A 16,833-nucleotide genomic window follows, 5' to 3' on the forward strand; every position below is an offset into this window, starting at 1 on the left:
TGGCGGAAACACGCAAAGACCGCATGAGTATCTTGACAAAATATTTACACACCCGAATGTGAATTAACGCTTGACGGATAGTTGTTTTTGTGCTATACTGCGCGGAAACAACTATCCTTTATTCTATTGAAAGGTTCATAGCCCACATGAAAGCACAGCGGGTTGTTTGGCCGAGTCGTGCCAAAGTTGACGTTGAGACGTTTGATTTGCCGCCTGTCGGAGATGGTGAAGTCCTTGTTGCGACGGACTGCACGCTCATCAGTCCCGGTACGGAGCGTGCGTTTCTATTGGGACTGCCTAACGCGCAAGGACGCTATCCATCCCGTCCGGGATACAGCAACATCGGCACGGTGATGGCGGTCGGGAAGGCAGTCAGAGACTGGACAGTCGGGGACCGCGTCGCTTCAACACAGGGACACACCAGCCACTTTATAACCGCACCGAATCGCTTGCTAAAAGTCCCAGCTGCCGATGTACCTGCTGAAGAAGCCGTCTTTTTCAATCTCGGTGCGATTGCACTGCAAGGTGTCCGCAAGGCACGAATTGAATTGGGTGAAGCGACGTTGGTTTTAGGGCAGGGACTTATCGGTTTATTGGCGGCGCAGCTCTCGAAACTCAGCGGTGCGATACCGGTTATCGCTGCCGACCTCACTGACAGTCGGCTTGAACGCTCTAAAAGCATGGGGGCGGATTTTGCGCTCAACCCTGAAGATGCTAATTTCTCCGAACAGTTGAACGCTGCGACGCGTGGCGATGGACCTGCGGTCGTTATTGAGGCGACTGGACATCCCGACGCCGTCAGCACTGCATTAGATGTGGCAGGACAATGGGCACGGGTAGTCCTGTTGGCGAGTACACGCGGAGAGACACCGAATGTGAACTTCTATCGTGATGTACATAAGAAGGGACTCATCCTTTATGGCGCACACAATGCGATCCGCCCACGCCAAGACTCTTCACCGAATTTCTGGACGCTTGAAGACGATAGTCTACTGCTCTTATCGCTTATTGCCCAGAAACGGTTCGACGTTACGCCGTTGATTAGCCATCGCGTTCCCGGAAAAGAGGCATCGAAGGCGTATCAACTGCTCATGGAATGGAATCCGGGCTTACTGGGTGTTGTTCTGCAATGGAACAACGTGTAGACTGGAGACTGAAGGAACCACATGGCACGCGAATATCCCATTGAAAACGTTCGCAACATCGGCATCGCGGCACACATTGATGCTGGCAAGACAACCACAACTGAACGCATTCTCTTTTACACCGGCAAAAAACATAAAATCGGTGCAGTCGATGACGGCACTGCTGAAATGGATTGGATGGTACAGGAACGCGAACGCGGGGTGACAATTACCGCCGCCGCGACCACCTGTTTCTGGCGGCAACACGCAATTCATCTTATTGACACACCCGGACACGTAGATTTCACCGTAGAGGTGGAGCGGTCATTACGGGTTTTAGACGGTGCTATTGCGCTTTTCTGTGCTGTCGGTGGGGTGGAACCCCAGTCGGAAACTGTTTGGCATCAGGCTGATCGCTACGATGTCCCGCGCATTGTTTTTATTAATAAGATGGACAGAGTTGGCGCGAATTTTGCCCGCGTGCTGGAGATGATGAAGGAACGGTTGGGGACGAATCCGCTTCCGCTGCAATTGCCAATCGGTGAAGGTCAGGATTTTACGGGTGTTGTTGATTTGCTGACGCAGAAAGCCATGCGTTGGGATGTAACTGACCTCGGGCAGACTTATACGGAAGACGGGATTCCGAGTGAATTACAGGATGAGGTGGCGCAGGCGCGAGAAAATCTGTTTGAAAGTATTGCTGTTGAAGATGAGGTGTTGCTTGAAAAATACCTGGACGGCGAAGAGATAACCCACGATGAATTGTTGAAAGGTATTCGTGCAGCGACACTAAAGAGAGCGTTAGTTCCTGTGTTCTGTGGGAGTTCGTTAAAAAACCAAGGTGTTCAACCGCTGCTTGATGCTGTGATTGATTTTCTGCCTTCCCCTATTGATGTACCTTCCATTGAGGGGACAGTGCCGCATGCTGACACCGGTGGTGCGCGTTCTAAACGTGCAGAAGAGACACCCGTTGAACAGGACAGCGTAACTCGTACGGCAGACGACACCGCGCCTCTGTCGGCGTTGGCATTTAAAGTGGCGAGCCATCCGACAGTAGACAAACTCGTATACTGTCGGATCTATTCGGGCACACTTAAGAGTGGGACGGTTGTCTATAATGTCCGTTCTGAGAGGCGCGAACGGGTCAATCGTATTTTACAAATGCATGCCAATAAAGAGGCTGTCTCTGATGCAGCTTACGCTGGAGACATTGTTGCCTTGGTCGGGCTTAAGCATACGAAAACAGGAGATACGGTCGCTGATGAAAAAGAGCCGATCCTGTTGGAATCCATTACATTTCCAGAGCCGGTTATCTCTATCGCTATTGAACCCGAACGTGCCAGCGATGCGGATGCATTGGAGGAGACGCTCGAAAAATTGATGGACGAAGACCCAACCTTTACAGTCGGGATTGATAAGGAAACGGGGCAGCGGATTATCTCCGGGATGGGTGAACTGCATCTGGAAATTTTAACAGATAGGATGATACGCGAATTCGGCGTTAAGGCACGGGTTAGCAAACTTCAGGTAGCGTATCGGGAAACTATCAGCACGACTGCAGCGGCGCGCGGGACACACATCCATAAAACCGACGAAGCAGGTATCTACGGGGATGTAGTCCTCACAGTCGAGCCGTTAGAACGCGGTACTGGGTTTCAGTTTGAAGATGAAACGGACGAAACACAGATTCCGCGGCAATACATAGCGTTCATTGAGAAGGCACTGGAAGGCGCGATGGGAACGGGTCCGCGCATCGGTTATCCGATGCAAGATGTGAAAGTAGTGCTTACGGGTGGCTCTTATCATCCCACGGATTCCACGGAAATAGCGTTTGAGGCATCGGCGGTTCTCGCGTTTGAAAATGCTGTCAGGAAGGCGAATCCATTGCTCTTGGAGCCGATTATGCGGATACATATTACTGTTCCTGATGAGCATGTTGGCAGAGTCATTGGAGACCTAAACGCACGCCGCGCGCAGATTAATGAGAGCACGACGCAAGATGCATCTATAAATGTCATTAATGCCTTTATACCGTTGTCGGAGACGTTTCAATACACAACGCAACTCCGTTCGATGACGCAGGGACGGGGTGCTTTTACATTGGAATTTTCGCATTACGATGTTGTGCCAGAATCTCTCGCCCCGGGCGTTAGTCGTGTTATTTCGGCTTAAACACCTTTTAGCGTCTGTGTGCTTTCATCACTTGTTGCAGTTCTGCCAAGGGAATCGCATACATCGTTCTGTCGTTGTGTCCGGTTGTTGTAGTCGCCATGGTCATCGAATTGACAATCGCTTCTTCTGTCGCTTCAATAACTGCTTGGAAGAGTGCGCTCAAACGTCCATTAACTGACATCTCGATTTGGAAAGTGCCGCTTTCCGTACGGCTTGGGAAAATATTCGCCGTGGAGAACGCGATGACGAATTCACCACTACCATCGGTACTCGGTGTGCCTGTCCGAGCGAGTCCGTGTGTTGCCCGTATCGTTAACTGTTTCAATTGACGATGCGTCAGTGGTGCATCGGTCGCGATAACGATGATAAAGGATCCGTCTCTGCCCAGTTTCGGTGGAGAACCTGTAATCTCCTTACCGACGGGGACACCGTCAATGCGTAATTGGGAACGACGACCGCCGTTGGAATTAACGAGGACCCCGACTGTCCATCCGCCTTGTTCTTCGGGGAGGACACGGGAGGCGGTGCCGATACCGGCTTTAAACCCATAGCACCGCATACCCGTTCCACCCCCAACGCAACCTTCGGCGACAGGACCGCTCGTCGCATTTTCAATGGCTTCAATGGCGTGTTCGGGTGTGACGTGGAGACCGCTGATGTCGTTCAAACCGCCATCGTAGCATTCTGCTACAATCGGTAGGACGATGTTATTGTTCGGGTATCGGTTCACAATATAACGCACAACACCGTCATGGACAGCACCAACACTGAGGGTATTTGTGAGTAAGATAGGAGATTCGACCCATCCGGCTTGGTTTATGCGAGCGATACCGGTTGCTTCACCGTTGCCGTGAATGGTGTGTGCTGCGCCGAACAGACGTGCTGTCCAGATATCGTCGCTTGGAAGAATGGCAGTCACACCGGTGCGAATTGTGTCGCCTTCGTTCAGGGTGACGTGTCCTACTTTCACACCGGCTACATCGGTAATAGCGTTGTGTGGACCCGTTGGGATAGTTCCAATCTGGATGCCGATGTCGCGGGCACGAGCGCGAGTCTCTGAATCTGCGGATTCAGCGTTTGTGCTGTATAGGAAACATGCGAAGAAAGTGCTTGTAAGAAGGACAAAAATCAACATTTTCATGCCACTTGATGGCGCGATGCTTTGTGTTTTTTTAGGGAGTATTTGCATTTTCTAATTGATTCCTGTAAATTTTGCGAATTCGGTTAAAAATAGCAACATAAGTTGGTGAACGATAATCCGGATAGCTCCATTCCCAAGATTGAAAGGTTTTGCGATAGAAACGGAGTGTAATTTCGGCATAAATGCCGTCGCGGAGATAGATACGATGCGCGTTGTCTTTGGTTGAGGCGAGGACGAGTTTTGCCATACACAGGTACCCCGCATCTAAATTGACACGCCGCGCCTTTCCGTCGGGCTTTTCTGTGGCAAAGGCTTGCTCTATTCTGTTTGTAAATAGTTTCATTTCTGCCAATGTGCCTGCGTCAATCAGTCTTTCAAAGCTGATGAATTGTCTTTGAATGCCTGGTCCCATCTCTCTCTCGTAATAAGTTGTGCTCGTGAAAGGCGTGAGCTCGCTCGCGAAGTCAATCGGACCCAAATGATGGGTCAGTTCGGTATAAACAGTTGGTAGAAGACAGGGTTCCGGGGTCAGCACACCGATAATCGCTTTAACAGGTTGTGGTATTGTAATTGTTCCCATGTGGTACTCCGTAGTCTAACCCATAACGAGATCCGCGCGCTGCACTACTGTTCTGTCAACTTTCAAATGATGGGGAAATCCCGGTTCGTAGTAGTGCGATTTATCGCACGTCAGGAACGGGCAATGAATTGCCCTACTACAAACTGCCTCTCAGTTTAGATGTGACAGAACACTACCATAAATTGGGCATATTGAGTATATCAGACAACTTTTCAGGTGTCAACGCTTTGTTAATCATGCCAAAATTGGACTTTAGGGACAGATATCCTACATTATTTTAGGGAAATATGGAAAAATTATATTTTTTTTGGTTTTTTCTTGACATTTTCTGAATTATAATGTATAATATTCTGTTATGCTATGTCGCCATATTCAGACGGAAAAAGCAGCTGGCGAAGCGGGCTTTTTCAAAAGTCTATTTTTACGCTGCGTAACCACCGCCAAATAGGGAGACTCCATTCAGTGAACAAAAAGCCAATCCAGAAGAATAAGAGACTGTCGTTTGCTAAAACCCAAGTTAAGACTCCACTCCCAAATCTCATAGAAACGCAAGGAATCTCGTATGATGGTTTTCTACAACGAGATATTCCTCCCAATGAACGTAAAGATCAGGGCCTCCAAGCCGTATTTAAGGAAGTGTTTCCGATTCGTGACTTTTCGGAGACAAACAGCCTTGAATTTGTTCGTTATAGCCTCGGTACACCTAAGTATACACTTCAGGAGTGTGTTGCCCGCGGTGTAACCTATCAGGTATCTCTCACAGCGCGTATTATGTTGGTCTTACGCGAGGCAGACCCGGACGCCGATGAACCACATGTTGTGGATATCCGTGAATCCGATGTTTATCTCGGCGAAGTTCCCTTAATGACTGAAAATGGTAGTTTCATTGTCAACGGCAGTGAACGTGTGATTGTGAGCCAGTTACACCGCTCGCCAGGGGCTATCTTTCTTGAAAAATCATTGCCGAATGGACGGCGAACGCCGACTGCCCAGATCATCCCCTATCGAGGGGCATGGGTAGAATTTGAAGTTGACGCGAAGGATCAAATCTACGTCCGCATTGACAAACGGAAGAAATTACCCGCAACTGTGCTGCTGCGTGCACTCGGTTGGGAGTCCGACGCCGATATTCTGAAACTCTATGCCAAGACGGAGCGACTCGTCCTCGATGGATGGCGTGTCACCAGCGTTGAAGCACCCGCGAAGCAGATTAAGCCCGGGGACTTGTTGACTGCTGCAGAGTTTAGACAGGCGAAGAAGGATTATCCAGAGATTGAAGCAGAGAAGCATTATCGCGTTATTACTGTAAAGGATGAAGGCTGTCCCCTAAAAGTCGGACAGGAAATTACATATAGGGAACGCACCAACCTTCGTAGAAAATGGAAAGGCTTTGAAACCGAACTTCTTCAACGCGTTATTGGTACCCATAATAGCGGATGTGAGTTCACCGTTGGACAGATACTGACGAATTCAGAATACGAAGACGCACGCGACCGTTATGGGAAAGATACGTTCGCAGCTGAACGCGCTTTGCCACAAAATAGCCAAGGTAGAGTTTGCGCTGAAGATGTTATCCATCAAGAAACCGGCGAAGTACTCCTGACTGCGAATACATTACTGACTGAAACCGAGTTGGAACGCTTCCAGGAATCTGCTGTTGAGGCACTTACAGTATTGGATGAAAAGGATTGCCAGCATATCCGGTTTTTACGGAATACTTTGGAACGCGATCGACAGGCGGACTACCCGGATCAGCCTGGTTTGAGAGATGCAGCGCTGCTGGATATTTTTCGGACGCTGAGACCTGGGGATCCAGCGAGTGTGGAAAATGCTCGCAAACACCTTTCGTGGCTCCTTTTTGATCCACACCGGTATGATTTAGGTGTCGTTGGAAGGTACAAACTTAATCACAAATTTAAAAATATGTCTGTTTACGGGGAACCACCCGAAGAGACATTTCGCACGCTGCGTGCCGAAGATATTGCTGCCACGGTAGCGCATCTTCTTAATGTACATAACGGCGTCTCGCCAAAGGACGATCTTGACCATCTCGGCAACCGACGCGTGCGGGTTATCGGCGAATTGCTTGAAAACCAGTTCCGGATGGGACTCTTTCAGATTCGCAGAACAACACGTGAACGATTGAGTACGACCAACGATATCGATAAGATTATTCCGTCTACGCTGATTAACCCGAAGCCGTTGATGATGGCACTCCGTGAGTTCTTCGGGTCGAACCAGTTGTCGCAATTCATGCAGCAAATTAATCCGCTGGATGAGTTGACACACAAACGGCGTATTTCAGCCATTGGTCCGGGCGGGCTCCACCGAGATAGAGCCACGGCAGCTGTCCGAGATGTCCATCGGACACACTACGGGCGGGTCTGTCCGTTGGAAACACCTGAAGGTCCATCGATTGGACTCATCGTCTCGTTGGCGTGCTATGGACGGATAAATCCTTACGGCTTTATAGAGACACCTTATCATAAGGTTGAGAACGATTCAACGGTGGGTTCGGTAGAATACTTGAGTGCGGATAGCGAAGATGCCGCTTTCATTGCCGCAAAGTCAATTCCACGCGATACGAATGGGGGTGCGAATGCTTCTGAACAGACGTTACCTGTTCGGAGTGGAGAAGATGTATTGTCCCTTCCGATGGAGCGGGTGGACTATATCGGGGTCGCCCCACAACAAATTGTCGGGGTTTCTGCTGCGCTTGTTCCATTTCTGGAGCACGAGGATGCTAACCGCGCCTTGATGGGATCCAACCATCAGCGTCAAGCTGTGCCACTCATCCGGCCAGAAGCACCGTTAGTTGGAACGGGGATGGAAGAACCCGCTGCGCGCTATTCCGGGGCACTCGTAACGGCGACACGTGCCGGGACCGTCACAAGCGTCTCTGCTGATGAAATCCTCATATACACGGGTGAAACCCTTCACCACGATAAAGGCGAGAATACCTTCAGTGAGATGGGTTACGATGTTTACAAACTTCAGACCTTCAAGCGGAGTAACAGCGGAACCTGTATCCACCAACGTCCAATCGTCGCAGTCGGCGATACAGTGGAAGTTGATCAGGTCATTGCAGACGGGACTTCTACAGAGAGCGGGGAACTCGCGCTCGGACGGAATGTGTTGTGTGCTTATATGCCGTGGGGTGGTCACAATTACGAAGATTCTATTCTCATCAGCGAGAGCCTCATTAAAGGGGATACCTTCACCTCTATCCATATTGAAGAGTTCGAGGTCGAGGCACGTGAGACGAAAGTCGGTCCCGAAGAAATTACACGTGATATTCCCAACGTTAGCGAAGCACGGCTCACGCAACTCGATGAAGAAGGGATCATTCGCGTCGGGAGTGTCGTTGGCACGGGGAGTATACTCGTCGGAAAAATTACACCGAAGGGTGAGAGCGAGTATGGACCGGAGGAGAAACTGCTGCGTGCAATTTTTGGTGAAAAGGTTAAGGAGGTCCGAGATGCCTCTACTTATGTCCGTCCGGGCGTTGAAGGGGTCGTTATTGATGTAAAGGTGTTTTCCCGTAAACCCGATGTCTCACAGAGACGCGGGGAGTGGACGCAGGGCGAATCTGGGTCTTCAATTCCTGATGGCTTGCGCTTTGAGTCGAAACGTAAAGAGATTGAGGAGACCTGGTACGAACAGTGTGCTTCTATTCGTTACCGAAAGGGTGAGGAGATTCGGAAGACGCTCATCGGATGCGAACTTGCTAATCCACTTTACACGGTGGGCGGTAACGATGCCGCTGTACCTTTTGCTGATGTGGGGGATACACTCACTGCTGAGATTTTGGATACGTATATCTCTGGTTTTACGGCAGATGAATACTATACGGTAACTGAAGACACGATCTCCGAAGCTTTTGTCGCTGAAACGCTCTATAGGGTAACAGGTGTTCCTGAACTTGCGCCGACTGTTGTGGTGCATTATCCGGATCTGTCAACTGAAGACCCATTGGGGGTTGAAGGTGACGAAAATGATGGTATGATAGAAGAGGTCGCCGGCTCACCACATTTTGGACCCGAAACCGTTGAAGCAGTGCAAGCATATCTTGGTCGGATTTGCGAACCGCTTTTAGAAAATACTGAACCGCTTCTCCATGAAGCGACGGAACCTTTAGATACACAATCGGATTCTATTGATGTTCTGCTCCGTGCTCCCGATGATGGCGTGGTTGCAGTTGCTGTGTGTGAGGAGGCTCACGCCGAAGATGGAGAGCATTCCGAACACCTTAAAGAGGTCCTTACTGAGACAGGCGCGCGATTCGGAGTGTTGGTAACTGAAGAAAACGCAGAACCCGATAGTTGGGGTTTCTACGAATTGGTAACCGCGAACAGCGAACCGCAGACCGCGAACAGCGAATTGCGAAAAGTGGAACGTTCTGAATTTGAGCAAGCCGTTGTCGCACAACTTGAAGCGTCTGGTGGACCCCTCACGGAAGGACAGATGCTTACCCAAAGCGAATGGGAGCAATTGAGCCAAACATATCTGGATTTACAGACCGAGTTGTTTTGGCACGTTACGGCAGTCTTTGAAGACGAGTGTCCATTGACAGTTGGTCAGGATATTTCCGATGCTGATCACCAGCAAGTTAGCAGGGACTTTCCGGCGCGTTCTATTGCAGCCGGTCAACGATTAACCCCTGAAGAGCGCGAATCACTCGTTCGGACTGCGAGAGACCTTAAAACTGAGGCTACTTGGCATATTACAGCTGTTTTCGACCCCCAGTGTGAACTCCAGGTTGGCGATGATGTCTCTGATGCTGACTATCAAAAGGCGCGCAAAGCGTGCAGTTTGTCGCTCTCGGACATCCGTGTAACCGGTGCGGAAGCGATGGAACACATCCAGCGTGTTGAGGAGATGGCGCAGGGAAGAATAACGACTTACACAGAAGAGAAGGAACAAGCACTTCAGCAATTAGAGATGGGGGATGAATTGAAACCCGGCGTTATTAAACGCGTGAAAGTCTATGTTGCCAGTAAGCGTTCGATTTCTGTCGGTGATAAGATGGCGGGTCGCTATGGTAACAAGGGCGTTGTTGCTAAAATTTTACCCGAAGAGGATATGCCTTACCTTCCGGATGGTACGCCGGTTGAGTTGGTGCTGAATCCGTTGGGTGTGCCGTCTCGAATGAATGTCGGTCAAATCTTGGAGATTCATCTCGGATGGGCATGCCATGAACTCGGCATTCGTGCGGAATCCCCGGTATTTGATGGCGCGACAGAGTCGGAAATTTTTGAAAAGCTCGGGGAGACCGAACTGCCCGAACGGAGTAAGCAGACGGGTAAAAGTATCCTCTATGACGGTAGAAGCGGCGAACCGTTCGCACAAGAAGTGACAGTCGGATACGTCTATTTCCTGAAACTGAACCATCTCGTTGCAGATAAGATGCATGCCCGTTCAACCGGTCCGTATTCCCTCGTTACACAGCAGCCCTTAGGCGGTAAAGCACAGCACGGCGGACAGCGGCTCGGTGAGATGGAGGTCTGGGCGTTGGAGGCTTATGGCGCAGCGCATACGCTCCAAGAGATGCTCACGATCAAATCCGATGATGTGCTTGGCAGACGGGAAATCTATGAGTCGGTTGTGAAAGGACTGAACCCAGAACCACCAGGTACGCCCGAATCGTTCAAGGTCCTCGTCCGTGAACTCCAAACACTTGGACTGCATGTATCCCTTGACAAAGACAGTGATGATTAGCGAACCGCGAACCGCTAATAGCGATACGCGAAAGGAGAACTGATGAACAAGGCATTTGACAGCATCTCCATAAAGATTGCTTCGCCGGAACAGATTAAAGACTCGGCGAAGCAGACGAGTTGCAGGCGTAGGAATCCTTCTGATGCTGCGGATGGTCCCTTTATATGCCCGGAAAAGGGGACATGTAACTGCGGTGAAGTCAAGAAAGCGGAAACCATCAACTACCGTTCTTTCCGACCCGAACCCGAAGGACTTTTCTGTGAGGCTATCTTCGGACCGCAAAAGGATTGGGAGTGTAACTGCGGTAAGTATAAACGGATTAAACATAAAGGTGTAATATGTGACCGTTGTGGCGTTGAAGTCACGCAACAGCGCGTTCGCCGGGAACGGCTCGGTTATATCCAACTTGCCGCTCCTGTCTCTCATATATGGTACTTTAAAGGTATTCCGTCGCGCATCGGTACTTTCTGTGAACTCTCCTCACGCCAAGTTGAACTCGTGCTCTATTTTGACGCGTTTATTGTCGTTGAGGTGACCGATCCGGAGTGCCCACTGGAACCTCGGCAGGTGCTAACCGAAATTGAATACCTTGAGTATAGTAACAAATACCGAGGCGGATTTCGTGCGGGTACCGGGGCTGAAGTGATTCGCGAGATTTTGAGTAATATTGACCTTGAAGCGGAGAAGAAACGACTCACCGAAATGCTTGAGGAAACCACGAGCCACCAGAAAAAGCTTAAGGTTGCCAAGCAGCTGAAGCAGATAGCGGGGTTTGTCGAAGTGGGACAGCGACCCGAGTGGATGATTCTGGATGTGATTCCGGTTATTCCGCCGGATTTGCGGCCCTTGGTTCCACTTGAGGGCGGACGCTTCGCTACGAGCGATCTCAATGATCTCTATCGGCGTGTCATTAATCGTAACAATCGACTCCGTAAGTTGATACAACTCCGTTCGCCAGAGGTGATCCTCCGAAACGAAAAACGGATGTTGCAGGAAGCGGTCGATGCATTCTTCGACAACGGACGCCACGGTAGACGTGTAACCGGTCCCGGTAATCGTCCCCTGAAATCCCTCGCTGATGTGCTTAAGGGTAAGATTGGACGGTTCCGTCAGAATCTTCTTGGAAAACGGGTTGACTACTCTGGGCGAAGTGTTATCGTTGTTGGTCCCGAATTGGGGTTGCACCAATGTGGTATTCCAAAACGGATGGCAGTGGAATTGTTCAAGCCGTTTATTATTGAGCGACTTCAAGCGCATAACCACGCGCAAACGATTAAACGGGCGAAACATTTCGCTGAACATGTGGATGCGGATTCACCGGTGTGGGATGTTGTGGAGGAGGTTATTGCCGACCATCCTGTTCTACTCAACCGCCCGCCGACGTTGCATCGACTCGGCATTCAGGCGTTTTTGCCTGTCTTGGTGGAAGGCAAATCCATCAGAATTCCACCGCTTGTCTGTAAAGCCTTCAATGCCGATTTTGATGGCGACCAGATGGCTGTTCACGTACCCCTGACTGTGGAGGCACAGGCTGAAGCGAAAATGCTGATGCTCAGTAGCCATAATATTCTCAAGCCTTCACATGGAGATCCTGTAGTTGTCCCGGAACTCGATATGGTGCTTGGGCCGAGTTTCCTCACAAAGACGTTACCTGAACACACGCAGGACGCTGAGGATTTGCATGCCGCTTATGCCGAAAAGGATCCTGCTGCTTTTGAAGCACTTCAGGACAAACCGTGGTACCACCGACGTTATTCCGGTCCAGAAGAGGTTATCGCTGCCCATGTAGCCGGTCAACTTAAACTTCATGACAGTCTCCAACTTTTTTGTGAAAAGACGGAGGGTGGAAAAACCACAGAACCCATTCTCACAACGGTAGGTCGGGTTATCTTTAACGAGGTGCTACCCCCTGAATTAGACTGGGAAGACCAAGCGTCGGCGCAGCATATACGATTTTTCAATGCTGAGGCGGGAGGTAGGGAATTATCTGACCTCATCTCCAGATGTTTCAACCATCCCGAATTGGGAACACGCGCGACAACCGACGTACTTGAGAAAATCCAAAAACTTGCTTTCGAGTACGCAACGCTGAGTGGTATTTCACCCGGTATCATTGATTACCTGACCCCTGAAAACCGGAATGCCTTGGTCAACGATGCGCAGGCACGAATTGATGCACTCCTTGAAGGTGCTTCTGCCACTGAGAGCGAGGAGTCCGAAAACGAGCAGATTCGCATCTGGATAGATGCAATGGATAAAATAGAAGATGAGATGTTCGATACCTTGCCGAGGATAGGGACTGCCTTGGTCGAGCGTGGCGATCCACGCAAGGTTCACCCCCACGTGGATGCCAGTGGATCGGAGATCCACGACAAAGCCGTAGAAGGGTTTAGTCCGGTGCATATCATGGCAGATAGTGGTGCGCGTGCAAGGAAAAACCCGTTTATGCAAATCAGTGCATTTATTGGGTTGAAGGCGAAACAGGATGGCGATATCCTCATTCCGCCGATAGGGACATCTACGCAGCGTCAAGACGACCAACTCCCTAACTATTTTTGTTCGTATCGTGAAGGTCTGGATGTTATTGACTATTTTAATTCTACCTACGGCTCTCGTAAAGGTTTGGTGGACACGGCGATGAAAACCGCTGCATCGGGTTACCTCACACGGAAGTTGGTGGATGTTGCGCAGGATGTGCGTGTTACTGCCGAAGATTGTGGGACCCTCAACAGCATCCAGAAATTTTCGACGGCTGGTGGAGACCTCGCCTTTAAAATTAATGGACGTGTTGCTGGCGAAGATATCATTGACCCAGAGACCAATGCTGTAGTTGTTCCCGCGAATGCTGTCATATCAGCAGAGATGGCGGAACACATTGGCACACTTGACATAAGGGTGGTGAAGGTGCGTTCTGTACTCACCTGTGAAGCTGAAGAAGGGGTCTGCGCCAAGTGTTACGGCAACGATCTCACGACGAACCATCTCGTCAATGTGGGTGAAGCGATCGGTATCATTGCTGCGCAATCTATCGGTGAACCCGGAACCCAGCTCACCATGCGGACGTTCCACACGGGTGGTGCCGTCGAAGATGTTACCGAAGCCCGGCAGCGGAAAATCTTATCTAAAGTCAATGGGACGGTGCGTTTCCTCGATTTCCAACCCGGTCGTACGGTGCAAAAAGAGGGCGAACGCTGGATATCCACCGAAAACCGAATGAGTTTTGATGGGCCTGCCTATAAGATCTTACAAATCAATCACCCCGATTGCCCGTTGCGTGTAAACGAACTCCTCAGTGAGAAGCAGTATATCGAAAACACGGAACGCTATAAGGGTTTTGATACCAAGGCGTGGTTGTACGAAGTCACAGAGGTCTTGGATGGTGATTGTGATTTGGAGGTCGGTGATCGACTCTCACAAACGGAATACGCGAAAGCACAAGAAGCCTATGGCTTCCAGCGTTTTGTAGAGCAGCACTACCGCGTGACAAAGGTGCATCACGCTGATGTCTCACTGAAGCCTGGCGATCGACTCACTGCTGAAGAGATGGAAAAATTAAAGGCAGAGATTCGGTATGGATTTGATGGAGAATGGCTCTCTCGAGATTCAGAAACAGGCGAACTTTTTACTGCCGAGCAATTGCCGTCAACGGGAGGTTCACTTATACAAAGGCCTACCGACCCCAGGCCCCCGAATGTTCCCGACATAGGACGGGAATTAACAGCGGCAAACCAGAAAATAATAGCGGAGAGGTCCGGCACTCAACCTGCACCTGTCGACAAGCAAGCGAGAACCGTTAACGCGCAAAACTTTAAACTTGTTTACCGCGTAACTGCCTGTACTCGAGATGACTTACCGTTTGAGGTTGGACAGGAAGTGTCATCTGAGGTTATCACACCATGGCTGACACCCTTTGAAGTGGATTCAAAGCCGGTTTACATCATGAATACAGAAATCCCTGATGCGCCTGCTTTGCTTAAGCAGTCTACTGTGTTGGCTGAGGAGTCAACTTCGGATGCTTCGCCGTTCACGGTCGGTCAGGAGCTAACAGAACGTGAATATACGGAAGCGCGCGCACAGTACAAGCAGCTTGAACGGGCGTTTAAGGTTGAGAGGCAAGAAACTGAACGGTACGTCGTGACAGCTGTGTATCATTCTGACTGTCCTTTTGAGGTCGGTGCTGAGCCAACGAAGACTGAGGTAGAACGTGCCCATCGACGTTACCTTGGTTTTGATGCACCGCCACTCCGGCACCGTGTAACACAGGTCTATCATCCTGATTGTTCCCTCAAACAAGGCGACTTGCTGACTGAGAGTGAGAAAAAGCAGTTTGGGATAAAATATCCTGCTGTTGCCGTTGATAAAAAAGAATCGGAAGTCGCCAGTGATGCCATCAAGGCGGAACGTATCTATCGTATCACGGCTCTTAATCGCGCCGATTGTCCATTCGAGGAAGACGCGGAACTTACATCCAAGGAAGTCAACGCATACCGTCGCCAATACAAAGGTTTTGATGTTGAAGCCTATTTTGAGGTGACAAAGATTGAAGGCGGGACTACAGAATTGGTTGTTGGTCAGCGTCTTACGGAAACCCAGTACAAGGAACTTCTGAAGTCGGATACCCCGCTCACAGTGCAACTCACGAAAGGCTATAAGGTTATTGCTGTCCATCACGTTGACCTCAAGAAGGAATTGGAGGGCAAGGATGAACTGACCGAGGATGAGTACAAGGCATACAATCGAAAGTTTAAGGGTTTCGATGCTATAATTGACAAGTACCAGATCCTTGAGGATAACCGGGATATTGAGAAGCCTCTTAAGGCGGGTGTTGAATTTTCCGCGAAGGCGTACCGTGATCTCAGGAAGGAAAGCCAGCAGCCGACTTACACGCTCACCGAGATTTACCATGCGAGTGTTATGACGACAGAAACCTCTAATCCCAATAGAGACCACGAATTGGAACGTGCACATTTTGTGACGATCAAGCAACGGGATGTGGAGGACGTAGCATCTCCTGCGGATGTATCTGCTGAGCAGGGTCAAGCTTCCGATAGTACGGATCACTTCTATAGTGAAGGCGATGTGTTACCGCCAGTGGTTGCTGAGGGTATCCAGAAGAAGGGACTCTGTCCTGGATTTGAAGTGGATGACCTCGCGCTGCGGATGCGTATTGAAATCGAGACATCTGATGGCACTCGGGTGCCTCACGTCATCCCACCCGGCTACTCTTTTGATGTCAAAGAGGGGGATAGGTTGCAGACGGGTGAGACGCTCGCGGAACTCCATGAGAGAACGGCGAACAGCGATATTGTGGCAGGTATTCCACGCGTCACAGAACTCTTTGAAGCGCGCCGACCCAAAAGCGACGATGCCGCTGAAATCGCTGAGATTGAGGGGTACGTCCGATTTGCAGGCACGAAGAACGGTGTTCCCAACTATCGCATTGAACATGAGGGGTACCAGAGCCGTCTCTATCCGATCCCTGATGAAAAACGTCGTGTCGCTGAAGGCGACTGGGTCAACGCAGGCGACTCACTCACCGATGGATTTCTCAATCCACACGACATTTTGAGTATCGGACGCACTGCAATCGAAGGTGTGGCTGTGGAAGGTGAAGAAGCGGTGTGGGCATACCTTGTTGACGAAGTTCAGAGGGTCTATGGGGCAGGCACTATCAACGATAAACACGTTGAGACAATCGTACGGCAGATGCTCACGAAGGTTCGGATTAAAGAACCTGGTGATACGAACTTCTACCCGAATGATGAGGTGCAGCGCAAAGCATTTGCGCGTATTAACAACGAAGTTGAGGATAGAGGGGATATACCTGCCACAGGTGAACCCATTCTCCAGAGCATCAGTAAGGCTTCTTTGAGCACGGATAGTTTCATCTCGGCTGCTTCCTTCCAGCAGACGACGAAAGTCCTAACGGATGCTGCTGTCAGTGGACAAAGAGATCAGCTCTATGGCTTGAAAGAGAACGTCATCCTCGGACGTCTTATCCCTGTCGGTAGTGGATTCTCTGATTTCCGAAACTTAGAGGTTGATTCTGATGATACGGAAATCGCGGAAGCCTCTGATGATTAAGTAGTTGTCAATTA

General features: G+C 50.1%; 6 protein-coding genes. 4 read left to right on the plus strand and 2 right to left on the minus strand.

Annotation, left to right across the window (positions count from 1 at the left end; genetic code table 11):
- Window positions 1–146: 146 nt before the first annotated feature.
- Complete coding sequence (locus OXN25_14270; protein ID MDE0426019.1) at window positions 147–1,145, plus strand: zinc-binding alcohol dehydrogenase; 999 nt, start codon at window positions 147–149, stop codon at window positions 1,143–1,145.
- A gap of 21 nt (window positions 1,146–1,166) precedes the next feature.
- Window positions 1,167–3,296 carry an elongation factor G gene (gene fusA, locus OXN25_14275; GenBank protein ID MDE0426020.1) on the plus strand — a complete coding sequence of 710 codons (2,130 nt, stop codon included), beginning with the start codon at window positions 1,167–1,169 and terminating at the stop codon, window positions 3,294–3,296.
- 7 nt (window positions 3,297–3,303) lie between these two features.
- Here fusA and OXN25_14280 read toward each other — a convergent pair whose 3' ends face one another.
- Window positions 3,304–4,485 carry a P1 family peptidase gene (locus tag OXN25_14280; protein ID MDE0426021.1) on the minus strand — a complete coding sequence of 394 codons (1,182 nt, stop codon included), beginning with the start codon at window positions 4,483–4,485 and terminating at the stop codon, window positions 3,304–3,306.
- Window positions 4,469–5,017, minus strand: coding sequence for a DUF4416 family protein (locus OXN25_14285; protein MDE0426022.1), 549 nt, complete (start codon window positions 5,015–5,017; stop codon window positions 4,469–4,471). Before OXN25_14285 ends, OXN25_14280 begins: the two co-directional genes overlap by 17 nt.
- 462 nt (window positions 5,018–5,479) lie before the next feature.
- On the opposite strand from OXN25_14285, the gene rpoB reads away from it, so the two are divergent.
- A complete protein-coding gene (gene rpoB / locus OXN25_14290; protein ID MDE0426023.1) occupies window positions 5,480–10,735 on the plus strand; it encodes a DNA-directed RNA polymerase subunit beta in 5,256 nt (1,751 codons plus the stop codon).
- A 42-nt stretch (window positions 10,736–10,777) separates the two neighbouring features.
- Complete coding sequence (rpoC, locus tag OXN25_14295) at window positions 10,778–16,819, plus strand: DNA-directed RNA polymerase subunit beta' (GenBank protein ID MDE0426024.1); 6,042 nt, start codon at window positions 10,778–10,780, stop codon at window positions 16,817–16,819.
- The last annotated feature ends 14 nt before the right edge of the window (window positions 16,820–16,833 follow it).

The organism is Candidatus Poribacteria bacterium (assembly GCA_028820845.1).
Taxonomy (GTDB): domain Bacteria; phylum Poribacteria; class WGA-4E; order WGA-4E; family WGA-3G; genus WGA-3G.

Excerpts from the sequence above, each read along its gene's own strand:
- OXN25_14280 (MDE0426021.1), bottom strand. The coding sequence starts at position 4,485 with ATGCAAATACTCCCTAAAAAAACACAAAGCATCGCGCCATCAAGTGGC.
- rpoC (MDE0426024.1), top strand. The coding sequence starts at position 10,778 with ATGAACAAGGCATTTGACAGCATCTCCATAAAGATTGCTTCGCCGGAA.
- OXN25_14270 (MDE0426019.1), top strand. The coding sequence starts at position 147 with ATGAAAGCACAGCGGGTTGTTTGGCCGAGTCGTGCCAAAGTTGACGTT.
- OXN25_14285 (MDE0426022.1), bottom strand. The coding sequence starts at position 5,017 with ATGGGAACAATTACAATACCACAACCTGTTAAAGCGATTATCGGTGTG.
- fusA (MDE0426020.1), top strand. The coding sequence starts at position 1,167 with ATGGCACGCGAATATCCCATTGAAAACGTTCGCAACATCGGCATCGCG.